This window comes from Sulfurovum aggregans, from assembly GCF_055385215.1.
The window spans coordinates 419,094-436,771 of the sequence record NZ_AP042387.1; the positions used below are offsets into that span (position 1 = coordinate 419,094).

The 17,678-nt window shown below is 38.7% G+C and carries 17 protein-coding genes, 1 tRNA gene and 1 pseudogene; 12 read left to right on the forward strand and 7 right to left on the reverse strand.

Going from position 1 to position 17,678, the window contains the following annotated elements; genetic code table 11:
- The first annotated feature begins 35 nt into the window (after positions 1-35).
- The 4 genes from speA to ACZ48W_RS01985 all read left to right on the forward strand — a co-directional run bounded on the left by speA (position 36) and on the right by ACZ48W_RS01985 (position 6,050).
- Entirely contained in the window at positions 36-1,901 is a 1,866-nt protein-coding gene (gene speA, locus ACZ48W_RS01970; protein WP_464829321.1) for a biosynthetic arginine decarboxylase, read from the forward strand.
- A gap of 2 nt (positions 1,902-1,903) precedes the next feature.
- A complete protein-coding gene (gene cysE / locus ACZ48W_RS01975; RefSeq protein WP_464829323.1) occupies positions 1,904-2,605 on the forward strand; it encodes a serine O-acetyltransferase in 702 nt (233 codons plus the stop codon).
- 94 nt (positions 2,606-2,699) lie between these two features.
- Positions 2,700-3,869, forward strand: coding sequence for a pyridoxal phosphate-dependent aminotransferase (locus tag ACZ48W_RS01980; protein WP_464829325.1), 1,170 nt, complete (start codon positions 2,700-2,702; stop codon positions 3,867-3,869).
- Positions 3,870-3,968: 99 nt separating this feature from the next.
- Positions 3,969-6,050: a patatin-like phospholipase family protein gene (locus ACZ48W_RS01985; RefSeq protein ID WP_464829327.1), complete on the forward strand. Its 2,082-nt coding sequence runs from the start codon at positions 3,969-3,971 to the stop codon at positions 6,048-6,050.
- Between the two features lie 13 nt (positions 6,051-6,063).
- On the opposite strand, the gene ACZ48W_RS01990 is transcribed toward ACZ48W_RS01985, so the two are convergent.
- Complete coding sequence (locus tag ACZ48W_RS01990; protein ID WP_464829329.1) at positions 6,064-6,621, reverse strand: DedA family protein; 558 nt, start codon at positions 6,619-6,621, stop codon at positions 6,064-6,066.
- Positions 6,622-6,765: 144 nt separating this feature from the next.
- Between ACZ48W_RS01990 and ACZ48W_RS01995 the strand changes: the two genes are divergently transcribed.
- The 4 genes from ACZ48W_RS01995 to ACZ48W_RS02010 all read left to right on the forward strand — a co-directional run bounded on the left by ACZ48W_RS01995 (position 6,766) and on the right by ACZ48W_RS02010 (position 10,290).
- A complete protein-coding gene (locus tag ACZ48W_RS01995) occupies positions 6,766-7,680 on the forward strand; it encodes an AEC family transporter (protein WP_464829331.1) in 915 nt (304 codons plus the stop codon).
- 87 nt (positions 7,681-7,767) lie between these two features.
- Complete coding sequence (locus ACZ48W_RS02000; protein ID WP_464829333.1) at positions 7,768-8,988, forward strand: saccharopine dehydrogenase family protein; 1,221 nt, start codon at positions 7,768-7,770, stop codon at positions 8,986-8,988.
- Entirely contained in the window at positions 8,988-9,695 is a 708-nt protein-coding gene (locus ACZ48W_RS02005) for a TIGR02453 family protein (RefSeq protein ID WP_464829335.1), read from the forward strand. Before ACZ48W_RS02000 ends, ACZ48W_RS02005 begins: the two co-directional genes overlap by 1 nt.
- 85 nt (positions 9,696-9,780) lie before the next feature.
- Complete coding sequence (locus ACZ48W_RS02010) at positions 9,781-10,290, forward strand: FAD-dependent oxidoreductase (protein ID WP_464829338.1); 510 nt, start codon at positions 9,781-9,783, stop codon at positions 10,288-10,290.
- Between the two features lie 34 nt (positions 10,291-10,324).
- Here the strand turns inward: ACZ48W_RS02010 and pgeF are convergent, their stop codons facing one another.
- Positions 10,325-11,092 (reverse strand): peptidoglycan editing factor PgeF, encoded by a 768-nt coding sequence (gene pgeF / locus ACZ48W_RS02015; protein WP_464829341.1) that lies wholly within the window; start codon positions 11,090-11,092, stop codon positions 10,325-10,327.
- Positions 11,093-11,171: 79 nt separating this feature from the next.
- On the opposite strand from pgeF, the gene ACZ48W_RS02020 reads away from it, so the two are divergent.
- The 3 genes from ACZ48W_RS02020 to ACZ48W_RS02030 all read left to right on the forward strand — a co-directional run bounded on the left by ACZ48W_RS02020 (position 11,172) and on the right by ACZ48W_RS02030 (position 13,134).
- On the forward strand, positions 11,172-12,311 hold the full coding sequence (locus ACZ48W_RS02020) for an FtsW/RodA/SpoVE family cell cycle protein (protein WP_464829343.1): 1,140 nt from the start codon (positions 11,172-11,174) through the stop codon (positions 12,309-12,311).
- A gap of 3 nt (positions 12,312-12,314) precedes the next feature.
- Positions 12,315-12,391, forward strand: a tRNA-Ile gene (locus ACZ48W_RS02025).
- A 434-nt stretch (positions 12,392-12,825) separates the two neighbouring features.
- Positions 12,826-13,134: a hypothetical protein gene (locus ACZ48W_RS02030; RefSeq protein ID WP_464829345.1), complete on the forward strand. Its 309-nt coding sequence runs from the start codon at positions 12,826-12,828 to the stop codon at positions 13,132-13,134.
- Positions 13,135-13,152: 18 nt separating this feature from the next.
- Here the strand turns inward: ACZ48W_RS02030 and ACZ48W_RS02035 are convergent, their stop codons facing one another.
- Together ACZ48W_RS02035 and ACZ48W_RS02040 are read right to left on the reverse strand one after the other, a co-directional pair.
- Complete coding sequence (locus tag ACZ48W_RS02035) at positions 13,153-13,347, reverse strand: hypothetical protein (protein ID WP_464829347.1); 195 nt, start codon at positions 13,345-13,347, stop codon at positions 13,153-13,155.
- A gap of 49 nt (positions 13,348-13,396) precedes the next feature.
- A complete protein-coding gene (locus ACZ48W_RS02040) occupies positions 13,397-13,666 on the reverse strand; it encodes a hypothetical protein (protein WP_464829349.1) in 270 nt (89 codons plus the stop codon).
- Positions 13,667-14,049: 383 nt separating this feature from the next.
- On the opposite strand from ACZ48W_RS02040, the gene ACZ48W_RS02045 reads away from it, so the two are divergent.
- The gene (locus ACZ48W_RS02045) at positions 14,050-15,183 is read left to right on the forward strand and encodes a Fic family protein (protein ID WP_464829351.1); all 1,134 of its coding nucleotides are present in this window, start codon (positions 14,050-14,052) and stop codon (positions 15,181-15,183) included.
- Positions 15,184-15,513: 330 nt separating this feature from the next.
- Here the strand turns inward: ACZ48W_RS02045 and ACZ48W_RS02050 are convergent, their stop codons facing one another.
- From ACZ48W_RS02050 to ACZ48W_RS02060, 3 genes and pseudogenes are all read right to left on the reverse strand, one after another.
- Positions 15,514-15,879 carry a hypothetical protein gene (locus tag ACZ48W_RS02050; protein ID WP_464829353.1) on the reverse strand — a complete coding sequence of 122 codons (366 nt, stop codon included), beginning with the start codon at positions 15,877-15,879 and terminating at the stop codon, positions 15,514-15,516.
- Positions 15,873-16,328 (reverse strand): hypothetical protein, encoded by a 456-nt coding sequence (locus ACZ48W_RS02055; RefSeq protein WP_464829355.1) that lies wholly within the window; start codon positions 16,326-16,328, stop codon positions 15,873-15,875. Before ACZ48W_RS02055 ends, ACZ48W_RS02050 begins: the two co-directional genes overlap by 7 nt.
- 109 nt (positions 16,329-16,437) lie before the next feature.
- A pseudogene (locus ACZ48W_RS02060) lies at positions 16,438-17,677 on the reverse strand (IS256 family transposase).
- Between the last annotated feature and the right edge of the window lies 1 nt (position 17,678).

Below are 17,678 nucleotides of genomic sequence, written 5' to 3' on the forward strand. Positions count from 1 at the left end.
AATCGTAATAAAGAATGAGGCGGTGAGGTAAAGCAATGAAAAATTTTGGTTTGAACATTTGGGGTGATGATAATTTTATCATAAAAGATGATACAATCAACATTAATTATGCCTCCGAACCATCACTGCTCCAGATCACAGAAGAGATAAGGGAAAAAGGATATAAAGGACCTCTTCTGCTCCGTTTTCCGCATCTTATTAAAAAACAGATCTCTACACTTTTCAATACTTTTGACAAAGCTAAAAAAACTTTTAACTATCAGGGAGGCTTTCAGGCTGTCTTTCCGCTTAAAGTCAATCAGTTCCCCAATTTTATACATGCACTTATAGATGTTTCCAAGGACTATAACTACGGTCTTGAAGCAGGAAGCAAAGCCGAACTGATCATTGCGATGACCCAAACCCCTTTAGGTGCACCTATCACTGTCAACGGTTTTAAGGACAAAGAGATGATCTCACTCTGTTTCATTGCAGCAAAAATGGGACATAATATTACCATAACCATAGAGGGGCTGGGAGAACTCGAAACCATCATACAGGTAGACAAAGAGTTCAATACCAAGATAGAAAAACCTGTGACTCCCAAGATAGGTGTACGGATCAGACTGCATAGTTCCGGTATCGGTATCTGGGCAAAAAGCGGTGGGTACAGTTCCAAGTTCGGCCTTACTTCCACAGAACTTCTAGAAGCCTATGAAATGCTTAAAAAACACAAACTTTTAGACCATCTTTGGATGATCCACTTCCATATCGGCTCTCAGATGGGAGATATCGCTCCTCTGAAAAAGGCCCTCAGGGAAGCAGGCAATATTTATGCCGAACTTAAAAAGCGGGGAGCCGATGCACTGGGTGCCATTAATATCGGCGGCGGCCTTGCTGTAGAATACAGCCAGCATACCAATAGCCAGGAGAGGAACTACTCACTGGATGAATTTGCGAATGATGTGGTTTATCTTATGCAGGAGATCGCCAAAAGAAAAGGGGTAGCAGAACCTGACATCTTTACAGAATCCGGACGTTATATTGCTGCTTCCCACTCTGTACTTGTAGCACCTGTACTTGAACTCTTTTCACAGGAGTACAATGAAAAAGGCTTACGCCTTAAAGAAGTGAACCCTCCTCTGATACAGGAACTTTATGATCTTTTCAACTCTCTTAAACGTAAAAATGCCCGGGAGTATCTGCACGATGCACTTGACCATATGGAGAGCCTGCTCACACTTTTTGATCTGGGATATATCGATCTGGAAGATCGTTCAAACACAGAAATACTGGTCAATCTCATTATCAAAAAAGCCATAGCACTGCTTAAAAACGAAGATACTGATGAACTGAAAAAGCTTCAGGACAGGATACAGGAGAAATACCTGGTCAACTTCTCGGCTTTCCAGTCTTTACCGGACTTTTGGGGACTGGCACAACACTTTCCCATTGTTCCGCTTGACAGACTTGACGAAAAACCGAGTAATCCTGCCAGTATCTGGGATATCACCTGTGACAGTGACGGAGAGATAGGATTTAACCGTGAACTTCCTCTCTATCTGCATGACATCGATGTAAGTAAAGAGGAGTATTTCATCGCCTTTTTTCTTACCGGGGCCTACCAGGAAGTATTGGGTATGAAACATAATCTCTTTACACACCCCACTGAAGCAGTCATACACTTTGATGAAGAGGGTAACTATTCCATAGACAAGCTCATAGAAGCACAAAACCTTATGGATGTTTTGGATGATCTGGATTATGATACGAATCTCATAGACAAATCACTCAAATATAAAATAGAAGAGTCTGTACATATGAGTAAAGAAGAAAAAAGTGAACTTTTGGGAAAACTTTATCTTTATTTAAGTGAAAATAGCTATCTTAAAACCATTCAAGCCATTGACGAGGAGCGTTAAAAGTGAACCCATTTAGTCTTATTCGAGAAGATTTTGCAAATGTCAAACGAAATGATCCAGCTTTGCATTCAACGTTTGAACTTCTCTTTAACTACCCTGGATTATGGGCACTCTTTTTTTATCGTTTTGCACATTGGTTCTATTCGAAAGGATTGAGATTCCTTCCCCGTTTCATCTCTGCTTTAGGTCTCTTTTTGACCACAATAGATATCCATCCTGCTGCAACCATAGGACGCAGAGTCTTTATCGATCATGGTGTAGGTGTGGTAATAGGAGAAACTGCTGTTATTGGTGATGATGTACTGATTTATCAGCAAGTAACACTGGGTGGGGTAAGTCTTACAAAGGGTAAAAGACACCCTACTCTGGAAAATGGTGTCGTCATTGGTGCGGGTGCCAAAGTACTTGGAAATATCACTATAGGAGCCAACTCCAAAGTAGGTGCAAACTCCGTAGTGGTAAAAGATGTACCTGCAGATTCCACTGCCATCGGTATCCCGGCACGTGTACTCAAAAGAGGTTTTGACAAAACACCATTAAGCCACAACAAGATCCCTGATGTCAACAAAGAGATCTTTGAGTATCTGCTTAAACGTATTGAAGTCCTTGAAGATGCATTACCTAAGGGGAAACAGGAAAGTATCAAGAAAAAAGATCATGACCTTGAAGAACTTTACGACAACTTTATCCATTCCATGGATTGATACACGATAAAAGCATAAAACAAAGTAAAATGAATTACCTATAATTTTAACGAAACTTGGTTATAATTATCAAATTTTCAATTAAAGGTTTTTTATGCTTTCAGACCGCATCCAGACATTATCATCATCACTAACTATCGCCATCTCTTCACTTGCAAGAGATCTTAAAGAATCAGGAAAAGATGTCCTTAGTTTTTCTGCAGGAGAGCCGGACTTCGGTACTCCGAGACGTATTAAAGATGAAGCGATCAAAGCGATCAACGAAGGATTTACCCAATATACAGCTGTACCAGGTATTCCAGAACTTCTTGAAGCCATCAGCGGCAAACTTAAAAGAGACAACGGTCTTGACTATGCACCATCAGATATTATCGTAAGCAATGGTGCGAAACACTCTCTCTTTAACCTTTTTCAGGCACTTATCAATGAAGGGGACGAAGTCATCATCCCGGCACCCTACTGGGTTACATATCCCGAACAGGTCAAATATTCTTCCGGTGTCCCTGTGATCATTGATACAGATGAGATCAACAATTTCAAGATCACTGCAAAACAGCTGCAGGCGGCGATTACACCAAAAACAAAAATGCTTATCCTGACCAGTCCGTCCAATCCGACCGGTTCGATTTACAGTAGATCAGAGTTGGAAGCACTTGCTGAAGTACTTAAAGGTACGGATATTATTGTTGCCAGTGACGAAATGTATGAAAAACTGGTATATGATGCAGAATTCGTAGCTACTGCAAGTATCTCAGAGGATATGTATCAAAGAACAGTGACCATCAACGGTCTTAGTAAATCAGTTGCCATGACAGGATGGCGTTTCGGTTATCTTGCTTCACCGAACAAAGCGTTGATCTCTGTGATGAACAAACTGCAAAGCCAAAGTACTTCAAATATAAACTCGATCACACAAAAAGCAGCGATCCCCGCACTTAACGGTGAAGTGGATGATGAAATCGAAATAATGAGAAAAGCATTTGAAGGACGTGCTAAAGAGGCAACAGAACTGATGAATCGGATCGATGGCCTTTCCGTACTCAAACCGGAAGGTGCATTCTATCTTTTCGTGAATATCAAAGATATCTCCAATGACTCTATCGAATTCTGCAAAGAACTGCTGCAGGAGACCGGTGTAGCTGTTGTTCCGGGTATAGGCTTCGGCTCTGAAGGATATTTCAGATTCTCATTTGCTACAGACATGACGACTATCCGTGAAGGTATCAGACGTATTGAAAAATTTGTAAAACAAAAAAGAGCCTGATTTCACCAGTGTGGGCAGTCCCTACTGCACCACCCTGCGTATTAAACTCTCTACAGTTTTACCGTCTTATTCTATTCATTATGCACAAAGGTGGCTCCTATGAATATCTTTTTAAAGCTCTCTCTTATTTTCTCTATATTGACACTCAATCTTCATGCAGAACGTGAAAAATTAAACTTCTCTTTAGTCATCTCCGGAGGTGTCAGTCTTGGTGCCTATGAAGCAGGGTATAACTGGACAATGATCAAAATACTGAATAAAATAAAAGACTCCGGTAAATTAGTAGAACCTGACCTACGCTCTGCAGCAGGCGCATCTGCCGGATCTATCAACACTTTACTTTCTGCAATATACTGGTGCCAAAAAGACTCTATACCTCTTAAAAATAGTGTGGATGATAATCTGTTTTATGAAACATGGGTAAATCTTGGGATAGAAGACCTTGCCATAAGAGGAGAAGACCCTGAAAATAAAAGTACCTTTTTTACAAGAAAAGCTTTAGAGAAAAAAGCTGAAAAAATCATAGAACACCTCAAACAACCTATATACAAAAAAAACTGTGAAGTACCTCTGGGGATTTCAGTGACAAAAGTCACACCTATTGTCGAGACGATCAGTGGCGTCAAGATTAAAAATCAGCATTTCTCTGTACCTTTTACTTTTAAAGAAAAAAACGGAAAAGCCATTATTGAAAATAGAAATATGCCACCTAGTACAGACTTTTATATCTCTATACCCGGCATAGAAAAAGATAGAACGAAGATCATCGATGTCCTCTTCGCTTCTGCTGCTTTTCCAGGTGCCTTTCAACAAGTAAAATTAAATTATAACTATAAAGGTAAAAATTACTCACATTACTTCATCGATGGGGGTGCATATGATAATGTTCCTCTGCAACTGGCCATTGAGCTTGATAAAAGTGCTTCACATTTTCTCTTTATTGATCCGGGCAATATGAGAAAAGAGATTATAGAAAAGAGCGAAGAGGAGAAAGAAGAGATACCTCTTGGTTTCATCACTACCAATACTATGCCACTGCTTAACAGCTTTGAAATTTTCCAATCCATGAAACTTTACCAAGCTATCAATCAGTATTTTAGAAATAATCCAAACTATAAACTAATACTTTCCTCTCGTTATCATCCTCTTACCGGGAATTACTTAGAACATTTTGGAGCATTCTTGGATCATAACTTCCGTGTTTATGACTATTATATCGGTGTATATGATGCTATCTACCATCTTGCAGCATCTCTTAAGAGAAAAAAACAGTATGCCCACCTCTCTCAAACAGAACTGATGAATCGCTTGAAAACAAGATTAGGTCTAGATAAAAAACCTGAGGCCTTGGCAGCCTATAATTTATTTTTAAAGACTGAATTTTTTCATCTCATACCCAAAACTACTGATCGCTTCTCTGCCATCTATAATGCATTTAATATAAAAAAATCTGATGCCAAACGGTATAATAATGCAGAATTCAAAACATTCCTCTCAAAACTTGATATGAGATACCTGAAAGAGTCTAAAAACGCTTTCCTTACATATGCAAAAAAAGATATTGACAACTGGTATAAAAAACCTTTGAGACTTATTATTAACCGTATCACCACACTGGAAAATGACAGAGCCGAAGTCTATAAAGAGCATAAACCTGTAGCCAAAGTGACCAGTATAGGAGCCTGGGCGGGAAGTACATTTATCAAAGATAAAAATGGTTTTCAGTTTTTACCATTAAATGTACCACAAGATGAAGAGAAAAAAAAGTTACGAACGGCATTGAGACTTTTACCCGGAGAAATTGCCACCGATATGAAAAATGGTGGAATAAGCTTAGGATATACTGCTCTTTACTATAACGATATGGACATACTCAATGGCTTTGAAGCAAAAGCCTCATATATTGTAAGCGATGATATACCTGATTTTGTACGTGTAGATTTCAATACTTTTAAGGAGTATGATAATTTTATGAAGTTTGGGGCAGGAGTAAGCCTTTTTGGAGATATGAAAGGATCATTCTATAAGAGAGACAGTGTTTATGGATTCAATACTTATGTAGATATTCTTGATATATTCAGATTCACTTATGTACGAAGAGACGGAGATACAGACAATAATGACTATATCTATTTCGGTATTGAAAATATCCCCGGTCTTATCTATTGGCTCAATAGATAAAAAGAAGTGTTTTCTACTTCTTTTTTTTCGTCATTTTTTCCATACCAAACCAGATCAGACCTATAATACTAAACAATACCACAGGCGCGATCCAAGGGTGTTCTTTGATCACAGAAAAAAAAGCAATGATCGATTCACTTGCATAGTAACTGCTCAATCCTATAGCCAATACAAATACAATAGAAGCAAATATATTAAAGAAAGCAAACTTTTTAAAATCATATTTTGCCAATGCCATAGAGATAGGCACGATCGTTTTTACACCATACAGGAACTTCTGTATAAAAATAGCAAGTATTCCGTATTTACGCATAATAAGTGTTGCCAGAGCTATTTTTCGTTTATGCTTGGCAAAGTACGGTGCTATCTCTTTTTTCTGGTATCTTCCCAAATAAAATAAAAAATTATCACCCATGAAGTTGGCGATAGCCGCCACTGCAAGTGCTATCGTCAGGTCCATATGTCCCATAAATGAAAATACCCCTGCAGCAGCCACGATGAAAAGTGAACCACCGAAAGAGAAAAAAGCTACTGCCAGGTACCCCCAGGTTTCCAGTGAAGAAAAATCCATACATATATCCTAAATTTCAAGTAAACCCAAATTTTGCAAGAGAATTATAAAAATAACGTTTATGCTTGTGATTTCTATTGAATCATTTGTGTTAAGGAATCATATCTAAAATAAGTTAACCCAAAATAAGTTATAATCCTACGCATGATAAGCACACTACTCTCCATTATTTTCGTCTATGTTTTTATACTGCTTGGCTATATGGCCAAACGCATCTTTAAAGAAGAAATGAGCACCAAAACACTTACCCTCATGTCTGTCTACTTTCTCCAGCCTTTTGTCACTATCTGGGGTTTCAGTACGGCTAAACTACATGCAGAACACATCTATGTACCTCTACTCTATCTAGCCATCATACTGCTCCTGCTCATTCCTACTGTATTCATAGGAAAAACCATATTTACAGATCCAAAAGACCGTGCTATCTTCTCTATCGCAGGATTTGTAGGAAACACAGGAAACATCGGTATCCCTCTGGGCATCGCTCTTTTTGGAGAAGGATCTGTCATCTATACGACACTCATCAACATTGCCAATGTCTTTGTTGTATATATCATCGGAGTATATATCTACTCAAGAGGTTCATTCAGTATCAGGGATTCTCTCTTTAATATCATTAAAATCCCCATTATTCCTGCCTCTGCTGTAGCTATATTTATAAACATTTACGATATCCCGTTAAGTACACAGATAGAAGAGTTTTTCAAGATGGGAGCTTACGCAGGTATCGTACTGCAACTTTTTTTACTGGGAACATTCTTACAAGGCATCCGCATCAGAGAATTGCATCCAAAACTTTTCATGGGAACTATAAGCCAAAAGTTCATCATTATCCCTTTAGCTACAGCAGTCATACTTAGTTTTACAAATTTACCACTCTTTGTACAAGGCGTTATCTTCATGGAGATGATGACACCTCTTGCCGTAGCTAACATCAATTTAGCTTCACTGTATAACTGTAAACCCAAAGATGTGACTTCGCTTATCTTACTCAGTACACTTCTGTTCATTCCTGTATTATTTGGGCTGAGTTATGTCATAAATCACTACTATTTGTGATAAAATAATCCTATTGAACCCTCTGAATAACCCATTATTAATACCTAGGGTTATTCGGAGGGTTCTATTATTTTTCTAGGAGTTCTTATGACTAAAAAAACCCTTATCATCGGTGCAGGCGGTGTTGGAAATGTTGTTGCTTTTAAGTGTGCTATGAATGTCGATACATTTGGAGAGATCACTTTGGCAAGTCGAACACTCAGTAAATGCGATGCCATCGCAAATAATGTCAAAATGAAAACCGGTGTCGAGTTGCATACCGCACAGGTGGATGCGGATTCTGTTCCGGAACTCATTGAACTTATTACAGCTACAGGTGCCAATATCGTTATCAATGTTGCATTGCCCTATCAGGATCTTACCATCATGGATGCATGCCAGCATTGTTGTGTAGATTATCTGGATACAGCAAACTACGAACACCCTGACACAGCAAAATTTGAGTATAAAGAGCAGTGGGCAAGAGATGAGGAGTTTAGAAAAACCAATATTATGGGGCTTTTAGGAAGTGGCTTTGACCCGGGTGTGACCAATGTTTTTTGTGCTTATGCCCAAAAACACTATTTTGATGAGATTCACACCATAGATATACTCGACTGCAATGCAGGTGACCACGGTTACCCTTTTGCTACCAACTTCAACCCTGAGATAAACCTTCGTGAAGTATCTGCGAAAGGTCGATACTGGGAGCAGGGAGAGTGGATAGAGACTGAACCAATGGAAATTAAACAAGTATGGGATTACCCGGAAGTAGGACCCAAAGATTCTTATCTGCTCTACCATGAAGAGATGGAAAGTCTAGTCAAGCACATCAAAGGACTAAAACGTATTAGGTTTTTCATGACCTTTGGAGAAAGCTACCTTACACACATGAAGTGTCTTGAAAACATAGGTATGCTAGGTATCGAACCCGTAGAACACAAAGGCCAAAAGATCATTCCCATAGAATTCCTCTCTACCCTGCTTCCTGACCCTGCAAGTCTGGGGCCACGCACCAAAGGTAAAACCAACATCGGTATCTTTGCCAAAGGCATTAAAGACGGTAAAGAGAAAACCATTTACATTTACCAGGTAAGCGATCATGAAAAATGTTACGCTGAAGTCCTGAGCCAGGCAGTGAGCTATACCACAGGCGTACCGGCCATGATAGGTGCCAAGCTCATGCTTGAAGGCAAATGGCAAGGCAAAGGGGTCTTCAATATGGAGGAGTTCGATCCCGATCCGTTTATGGAAGAGCTTAACAAGCAAGGCTTGCCATGGAAGGTGATGGAACTTGGAGCAGAAGAAGACCTAAGAGTTGACATATAATGCATTTCTCAGGTTTTCCCAAAGAAGGTTTGGAATTCTTAAATAAAATCATTATCAATAACTCCAAAGAGTGGCTCGATGCCAACAGAGCTGACTATGAAAAATACATCGTAGAGCCAAATAAAGCTTATGTTCAGGAAATGGGAGAGCATTTACAAATACTTGTGCCTACGATCAATGCCATACCAAATACCAACAAATCACTCTTTCGCATCTACCGTGATGCCCGCTTTCACCTAGCTGACCCAATCAAAACACGTATTGGGATCATCCTGTGGCAAGGTGGTGGACATCGTATGCAGAGTAGTAGTTTTTATATGCACTATGACCCGGAAGAGATATTTGTAGCTACCGGTATACGTAATTTCAAACCAACCCTACTGTCCACCTACCGTGAATATATACAAAATGATGAAAAACGTACCGAACTTCACAATATCCTTGAGGATTTAAAAGCCAAGGGATACAAGATACCGGAACCTCACTACAAACGTTATCCTAGAGATTTTAACAAAGATGCATCACATGCTTACCTTGCACTCTACCGTGCTATGTATGCTTACAGCACATTTAAACCTGACCAAACATTTCACTCTGAAGCCATCATCGACAAAAACTTCAAAATTTATGAAGATATGTTCGCACTACAGCAGTGGGTCTATGAGCTTACACTGCACTGTGATACAAATGCCGATGTGTTCCGATAGGATTGCCGTACAATATCCCGCCTAAGACTGCACACCCTTTCCACACACTTCCGTTACACTGAAATAGTGACAAAGATTGGAGATAATGATGCATCATGTGCTTATACTTGGCGGGAGTTACGGAGGCATTGCGGCAATGCGACGGCTAAGTGGATATCCAGGCTTGAAGATAACACTGATAGACCAGCATCCTTACCACTTTTTGCAAACAGAGGGCTATGAACTCATCTCCAACAATACCCCCTTTGAAGAGACTATCGTAAGTCTGCCTGCTCTGTGCGCAAATTATAAAAATGTCACTTTTCGGCATCAGACCATAGAGTCCATCGATATAGAAAATAACGTCATTCTTCTTAAAGAGGGAGAGTGTAGGTACGACAGCCTCATCATCGCACTGGGAAGCGTCACAAAACGCTTCCCCTGTGATAAGAATGTCTACAACTATTCCAGTGGCGCAAAGAGCCTTAGAGGAGCACTCAAACTCAACCAATTTTTTCAAGATGAACTCTACAAACGACTTGAAAATGCTGCACATGCCAAAGAGAATTTCAATATCATCATGGCCACTTTGGCGGTTAGCTTCAAAAGGATTTAGGAAAATAGAAACCTGTGAGATCTGACAAATTATATTAGACTTCCTGTAAGCCTATCATACTCATAAACCTGCCACTGCATCCCTGCTCTTTTCTATAAGAAAAAAATTTTTCTACTTCACATGCGGTACAGACCCCACTCATCTCTATATTTTCTTTTTTTATTCCAATATCCAAGAGTTGTTGCTTATTGAGCAAAGGGAGATCAAGCATATATTTATCTCCTGCTTTGTCAAAGCCTTTGGGAATATCAAAAAAACCTTCTGCTACATCTTCACCTACTTCATAACAACATCGCCCTATGGAAGGGGCAATACCTGCAATGATATCTTTAGGATCACAGCCATATCTCTCTTGCATCTTTTTCACCGTTTTAGAGACTATGCCTGCCTTTGTACCTTTCCATCCGGCATGCACTGCAGCAACTACTTCTTTTTGAGGATCAAGCATAAGTACGGGAACACAATCAGCAGTTAAAATAGTAAGCACTATACCTTTTTTATTTGTGATCAATGCATCGCAGTCAGCTACTGCACCTTCAAGGCTTTCCCAGCCTTTTGTCTCTTCTTCAGTAATGATTTCTATATGATCACTATGTGTTTGATTTGCAACGACAAAGTACAAGTTGTCATCCAACCCAAGCAAAGAAGAGATTTTTTTACGATTACCTATAATACTTGATTCATCTTCTCCTGTATGCAATGCCAAACTAAATGCATAAGGTTCCGATACCAGCTTGGTAGTCACAGCATGTATACATGCATAATACTTTTCCAACTGTTTAAATCGATAAAAATCAGTCATCATTTTCCTTTACTTATTCGCATAGAAGAGTAATATATTCTTTTCGATATAATACCCTAAAAAGTAATGAGGGTATCAGATGGAATCATGGTTTGACTTCGATAAACGTATTTTCAAACATTTTTCTTACCTTCTCATACTGCAGCTCATCCCACTTTTTGTTATTTCATCGTATCTGGTCTATGAGATAAATCCTCATCTTTACAAGAAACAAATGATTTACTACTTTATAGCTGCCATTGTTTTTTTTGTTTCAGCTTTTATTCCATGGAGACGGATCATTTGGTGGTTTGTACCTATTTTTTACGTAGCCAACCTTGGCTTGCTTATTGCAGTTGAATTTATAGGAAAAAGTATACTTGGTGCAAAAAGATGGATAGAAATACCCGGGATCGGTGTCACCATACAACCCTCCGAATTTATAAAAGTAGCTGTTATTATGATGCTTGGTTATCTTATAAGCAGAAAACCGCCTGATGAAAAAGGATATGGGCTTTTAGATTTCATTAAACTCTCTATTGTGATCATTATCCCTTTTATTATTATCGCTAAAGAACCTGATCTGGGTACAGCTCTTGTACTTCTCATTGCAGGATATGGTATTCTTTTTATTGTAGGTATAAACTGGAAAATATGGGTCACTCTTGCCATACTTGCAGGGGCAGGTGCACCACTGGTCTATGAGTATGGACTTAAACCTTACCAGAAGACACGTATTCAAGATGCACTGAACAAACCAAGCTATCAGGTAAGACAAGCGCTTATCGCTATAGGATCAGGTGGGCTTGAAGGTAAAAGTAAAAAAGAAGCTACACAAACCCAACTTAAATTTCTTCCCGTATCATCTACAGACTTTATATTCGCCTATTTGGGTGAACGATTTGGCTTTAAAGGGATGCTTACAGTCATTGGGCTTTATATCCTACTCATCTTTAATCTGCTCTATATTTCTGCCAAATATGCCAATGACTACCTCATCAAAACATTTGCTTCAGGACTTGCCTTTTTACTCTTTGTATACATGGGAGTCAATATTTATATGATCATCGGTATGGCACCTGTAGTAGGTCTTCCTTTACCTATGTTCAGTCATGGAGGAACATCATTTATTATTTTTGCAGTAATTTTTGGAATTTTACAAAATTTAATTGCTTTTAAAGACTATAGTCGATATACTTCTGACTCGAAAATCATTATGCAAACAAAAGATTTTCACTAATACGGGTCTTTAGCTCAGCTGGTTAGAGCACTCGGCTCATAACCGAGTGGTCCGGGGTTCGAGTCCCCGAGGACCCACCACTTATAATCCCTAACAATCCCCTAAATTACGTTATTTTAGAGCTTTTACAGTATTTGTTTTTTTACTTTGGCAACCTATTGGTAACCAATTATAGATAAAGTGACTTATTTTAAAAATTCATCTATACTTCTGTCGCAACAGAAATAATTTATTTCCAAGGTTTTGGACTAGGTACAAAAGGGGGTTTCCCATATGGTGATGGCTCAAACCTAATTTCAACAGATTCCATAAGGGTTTTATAGTAATTCTTTCCAATATTGCTCAAGATTTCCTTCTAACTTGTAAAAGTTAAAACTTCACCATCTAAGAGATTTATCTTGCCACTAAAACGATGATGACCTGATGCTGAAGGTCTTCATAGAGAATTTTTAACACCACTTAACCATTTTCATACATCGATTTTATCTCATTGATGTGGGTATAAAACTCCACTTTGTGCATACCACGCGATGAAGAGCTCAAGAAAAAATATAACTGGTCGATGTCATACTGGTCATTTTGCAAGTATATGAAAGAAGAGGTGATCTTCAAAGAGAGCCCGATCACACCAAAAAATAAAACCATTTCTCAACCCGATTATCAAACACAACCGGCAGTTAAAAATGTTGCAGAAAGTACACCGGATCAAAACAATGATGCTGTCTCTGAAAATATAGATGAATTAGACAAAGAAGAGAAGCAACGCCTTGCCCAGGAAATCTTGGAACGAAACGCAGCGTTTATCTCTGATAAATGGAAATAGTGTTCCGTAGTTTTGTAGTTATATTGTATCCTCAAACTCCATCCAGGGCTTGGCAATTTCATTCATTTTAGTTACAGCTGCTTGATATTCAATCTCTTTTAGATCCTTTCGCTTAACCTCATTTAGCCATGCCTGGACAAAGTTGTTTTCAGCCTCTTTGAATTGTGCAGTATCGATGCTGGGTTGTGTTTTAAGTCTAGTAAGTGCTGTCACCGCAGAACTGTATATTTCTCTTGTACATCATACTCTATTGATGTTGCCATCATCTCTCCTTGTTTTGAAATTGATCCAAAAGCAACCCCACCGTCTGCGACAAATTCAGCCCCAAGGCTTTGGCTTGGGATGATAGACGCTTATGCACCTCTTTTTCCAAAGTCACTTGGGTACACTTGTGCCGCTTGCGTGATTTTCCCACCCGCATCGCTACCCGAAGCTTTTTGAGTTGGTCATCATTGAGATAGTCGGAGATCCAGCCATTGAGTCGGTCGAACAGCGCTTCATCTACCAGCAGGATATCATCAAATTGCTGCAACACTTCACGGGCTTGCTCTCTGTTTTGGAGTCACGCCAAAAAGAGGGGATTTTATCGAAACTTCGGCGGAGATATGCCAAGGTGATAGTGTACTCCTCTTCGTCTCTGATCCGCCACCGGTTGGCTCGCTGCATGGATGCTCCTTTTTGCAAGTGTTACATTGTAATATATTATTTCTTATGAAGAATTTCACTATTAAAGTATGATAATATTTTGAAAAATGATTATGGTCTTAAAAAAACAGTTATTTTTTATTGTATCTGTAGAAAATTGATTATTTTCCATATCTCTACACCAACCTATTTTATACAATAATACGATTAAATTGATATTCTTATCATTTTATGATATGATTAAATAGTTATTCATATCAGAGGTATTCAATGAAAGAGACAAAGAAGTGGATCTGGCAGCATCCGTCTTATCCAAGTTTTCCATATGACCATAAAGCATTAGATACCGCACTCTGGCAAGTGACACACAATACGGGAGTCCTTGAAGGCACTATCAATACACTGGATAAAAACCATACCACTTCTATCCAGATAGATGCAGTGACCAATGAAATTCTGGCATCCTCAGAGATAGAAGGTGAAATACTCAGCAGGGACAGTGTGCGTTCATCTGTACGGAAAAAACTTGATGAGAGTTTTGACTATACCAATGACCGTTCAACCCGCCATACAGATGGCTTGGTTGATGTATTGATAGATAGCAGCTTCAACCATGAGCCACTTACAGAAGAGCGGATACACGGATGGCACAATGCCCTGTTCCCTACCGGTTACAGTGGACTTGTCAAAATACAAGTTGCTACATACCGTACCGAAGCAATGTCTATTGTATCCGGTCAAGGATTGAAAGAGAAAACACACTATGAAGCACCTCCACCGGAACATCTGTATAAAGAGATGGAGCATTTTTTCCACTATATCAACACTTCAACGGATAATCCCTATATCAAAAGTGCCATTGCACACCTATGGTTTGTCATCATCCACCCGTATGATGATGGTAACGGTAGAATCGCCAGAGCCATTACCAATTATGTACTCTCAAAAGAGTTGGGGCTCAGCCATAAATACTTTTCCATCTCCTCTGCGGTCATAGATGACAAAAGGAATTATTATGAGATCTTGGAAAAGACCAATAAACTGCTGCATAATCAAGCCTATGACTTTACACCATGGATCCTCTGGCATACCAATATGATAAACAGTGCCATTCATATCTCTTTGGAGAATATCCAAATCGTTGTCAAAAAAGCAAAATTCTGGGACAGAGCCAGGGATCTTCATCTCAATGAAAAACAGATCAAAGTGCTCAATAAGCTTTTAGATGCAGGAGAGGGAAAATTTGAAGGCGGTTTGACCAATAAGAAATACAGAAGTATCACCGGCACAACACAGGTCACTGCTTCCCGTCATATCAAAGAATTAGTAGACAAAGGAGTGTTACGGGAAATTGAAGGACATGGAGGAAGAAGTACGAGATATGATATTGCATGGGATAGATAATCCCTTTTATATCATTTCTTTCATCTTCTAAACTGTCAGTGGAATTGTCAGTAAAAATCGCCCATTATCTACTGACATTTTGATTTTTCATATTTTTCAAAAAGCCTTAAAAGCACGGTGTCATCGTAATTTTAAGGCTAAACCATACTGTTACCCGCTGCGGTTCGAGTCCCCAAGGACCCACCACCTATCATCCCTGACAATCCATTTAGATCCACATGATTACCTAAAAACAAGCTTTAAGCCTATTTTTTTATCCAATCCAGTTCAATATACTTCCATCCAGATATTATAGGGATAACTGCTACACTATTAAAAATAGCGCCAATTCTAGTCACTAACGCAATTTATATCCTTTTTAACAAGGGATATATTATTTTTTTGCTTACTACACTTCTCTTCCAAATCATCAAATTCCATCTCTCCATTAAACAAAGTATTCAGCTCATATATACACTTGAGCTTTTGAACCAACTTATGATTGTGAGAGATATTATACGCTTTGACAAACTCCTCTTTTTTATCGATGACTATCAGCCACTCATCAAATTCCATTAGTGCTGTATGGTTTTCTTTGTTTATCTCTTCATATTTTTTTACCTGGCTCTTTTGTAGTGCACTGTTTGAGCCATTTTGAGCATATAAGCCTGTTGACAAAGCTACAGAAATTGCACCTGAACAAATTAGTTTCAACATTTTATTTTCCTTTTTTTTATTTTATGAACATTATTATAATTCTCTCTCATCAGCACCATTCCAAATATTACAAAAAAAATTAAAGTAACTGTAGAACCATATTCCACAACAAAAAGTACAGGAGGGTTAATTGGTGAAAAACCCATAAAGTAGACCAGATGAAATACTACATCCACTATCAATAAAATAGCAATACTTTTTGTAAACAGACTATTATACTTCCAAAGTAACACAATAAGCCATACAAATCCCCCTACAAGAAGAGACAGTACCACTACACCCCATTGAGTATAAACAAATGCAAACACTCCCTCATGTAATCTACTGAGGGTTAACTCCAAGCTGGACAGGGGAGCATGAAAACTCTCTCCTGTGAGAAGTTCCAACCAGTGTTGTATCCGTTGTATTCTATGTGGAGATATGATCATGAACATAATGATTGTCACCATAAAACCACCTAAAAAGAAAAAAAACACTTTAGAGTATCCCACTTTATACAGTATGATCCCAAGCAGAGATCGTTTAGAATTCCGTGTCAGTCCAAAATAGTAACATAAGTTACACCTCTAGATATTTATCTAATCTCCCTTCAAAGAAGATAGCCAGTTGAGAAATGGTCAGCGACCAATTCCAGACTGGCATAGTCCATTTTTTAGATGCATTCAATATACCCATATAGAGTAATTTCATTAGGCTGTTTTCATTAGGAAAAGCACCCTTGGTTTTGGTCAGTTTTCTAAACTGGCGATGTACTGATTCAATAATATTAGTCGTATAGATAATCTTTCTGATCTCTTTAGGATACTTGAAATAATAAGAGAGGTTCTCCCACTTACTTCGCCAGGACTGGATAACAATAGGATACATAGCACCCCATTTTTCCTCTAGTCTATCCAGGGCTTCTTCAGCTACTTCTTTTGAGATAGCTTTGTATACAAGCTTCAAATCTTTCATAAATTCTTTTTGGTTTTTTGAAGCAACATATTTTAGTGAGTTTCTTATCTGATGTACGATACACAGCTGTACTTCTGTTTGAGGGAATATACTGTTAATGGCTTGAGGGAAACCAGACAAACCATCCACTGATGCAATAAGTATATCTTCTACACCACGGTTCTGCAGATCAGTGAGTACCTGTAGCCAGAAATTAGCTCCTTCATTCTCAGAGATATAAAGACCCAGTACTTCTTTTCTGCCTTCAAGGTTTACTCCCAGTATAGTATAAACAGCTTTGGATACATATCTTCCATCTTCTTTAATCTTGTAGTGTATGGCATCAAGCCATACGAAGGGATACATAGCCTCTAGTGGTCTTGCCTGCCACTCTTTGACCTTGGAGATGATCTTGTCTGTTACAAGGCTTATTGTGGCTGTAGAAATGGAGACTTGATATATCTCTTCAATATGAGAAGAGATGTCTCTGTAACTCATTCCTAAGCCGTACATAGAGAGGATCTTCTCTTCTATTTCATTACTGATACTTGTTTGGTGTTTTTTAACAATTTGAGGTTCGAATGTACCATTACGGTCTCTTGGAGTTTCAAGTTCAAAGGTACCATCACTGGTGCCTTTTATTGTCTTTCTGTTAGATCCATTGCGCCTATTCTTTCTTCCTGAAAGTACATCATCTGCAATATGGGATTCTATTTCTGCTTCAAGTGCAGCCTCTGTGAGTTGTTTGATAAGTGGAGCAAGAAGCCCACCTTTGCCAGTAAGCTTCTTTCCACTTCTAAATTCATCGAGTATCTCATCAAAATCAAATTTGTATTCTTCTTTCATTGTCAGTCCTTGATAGTATT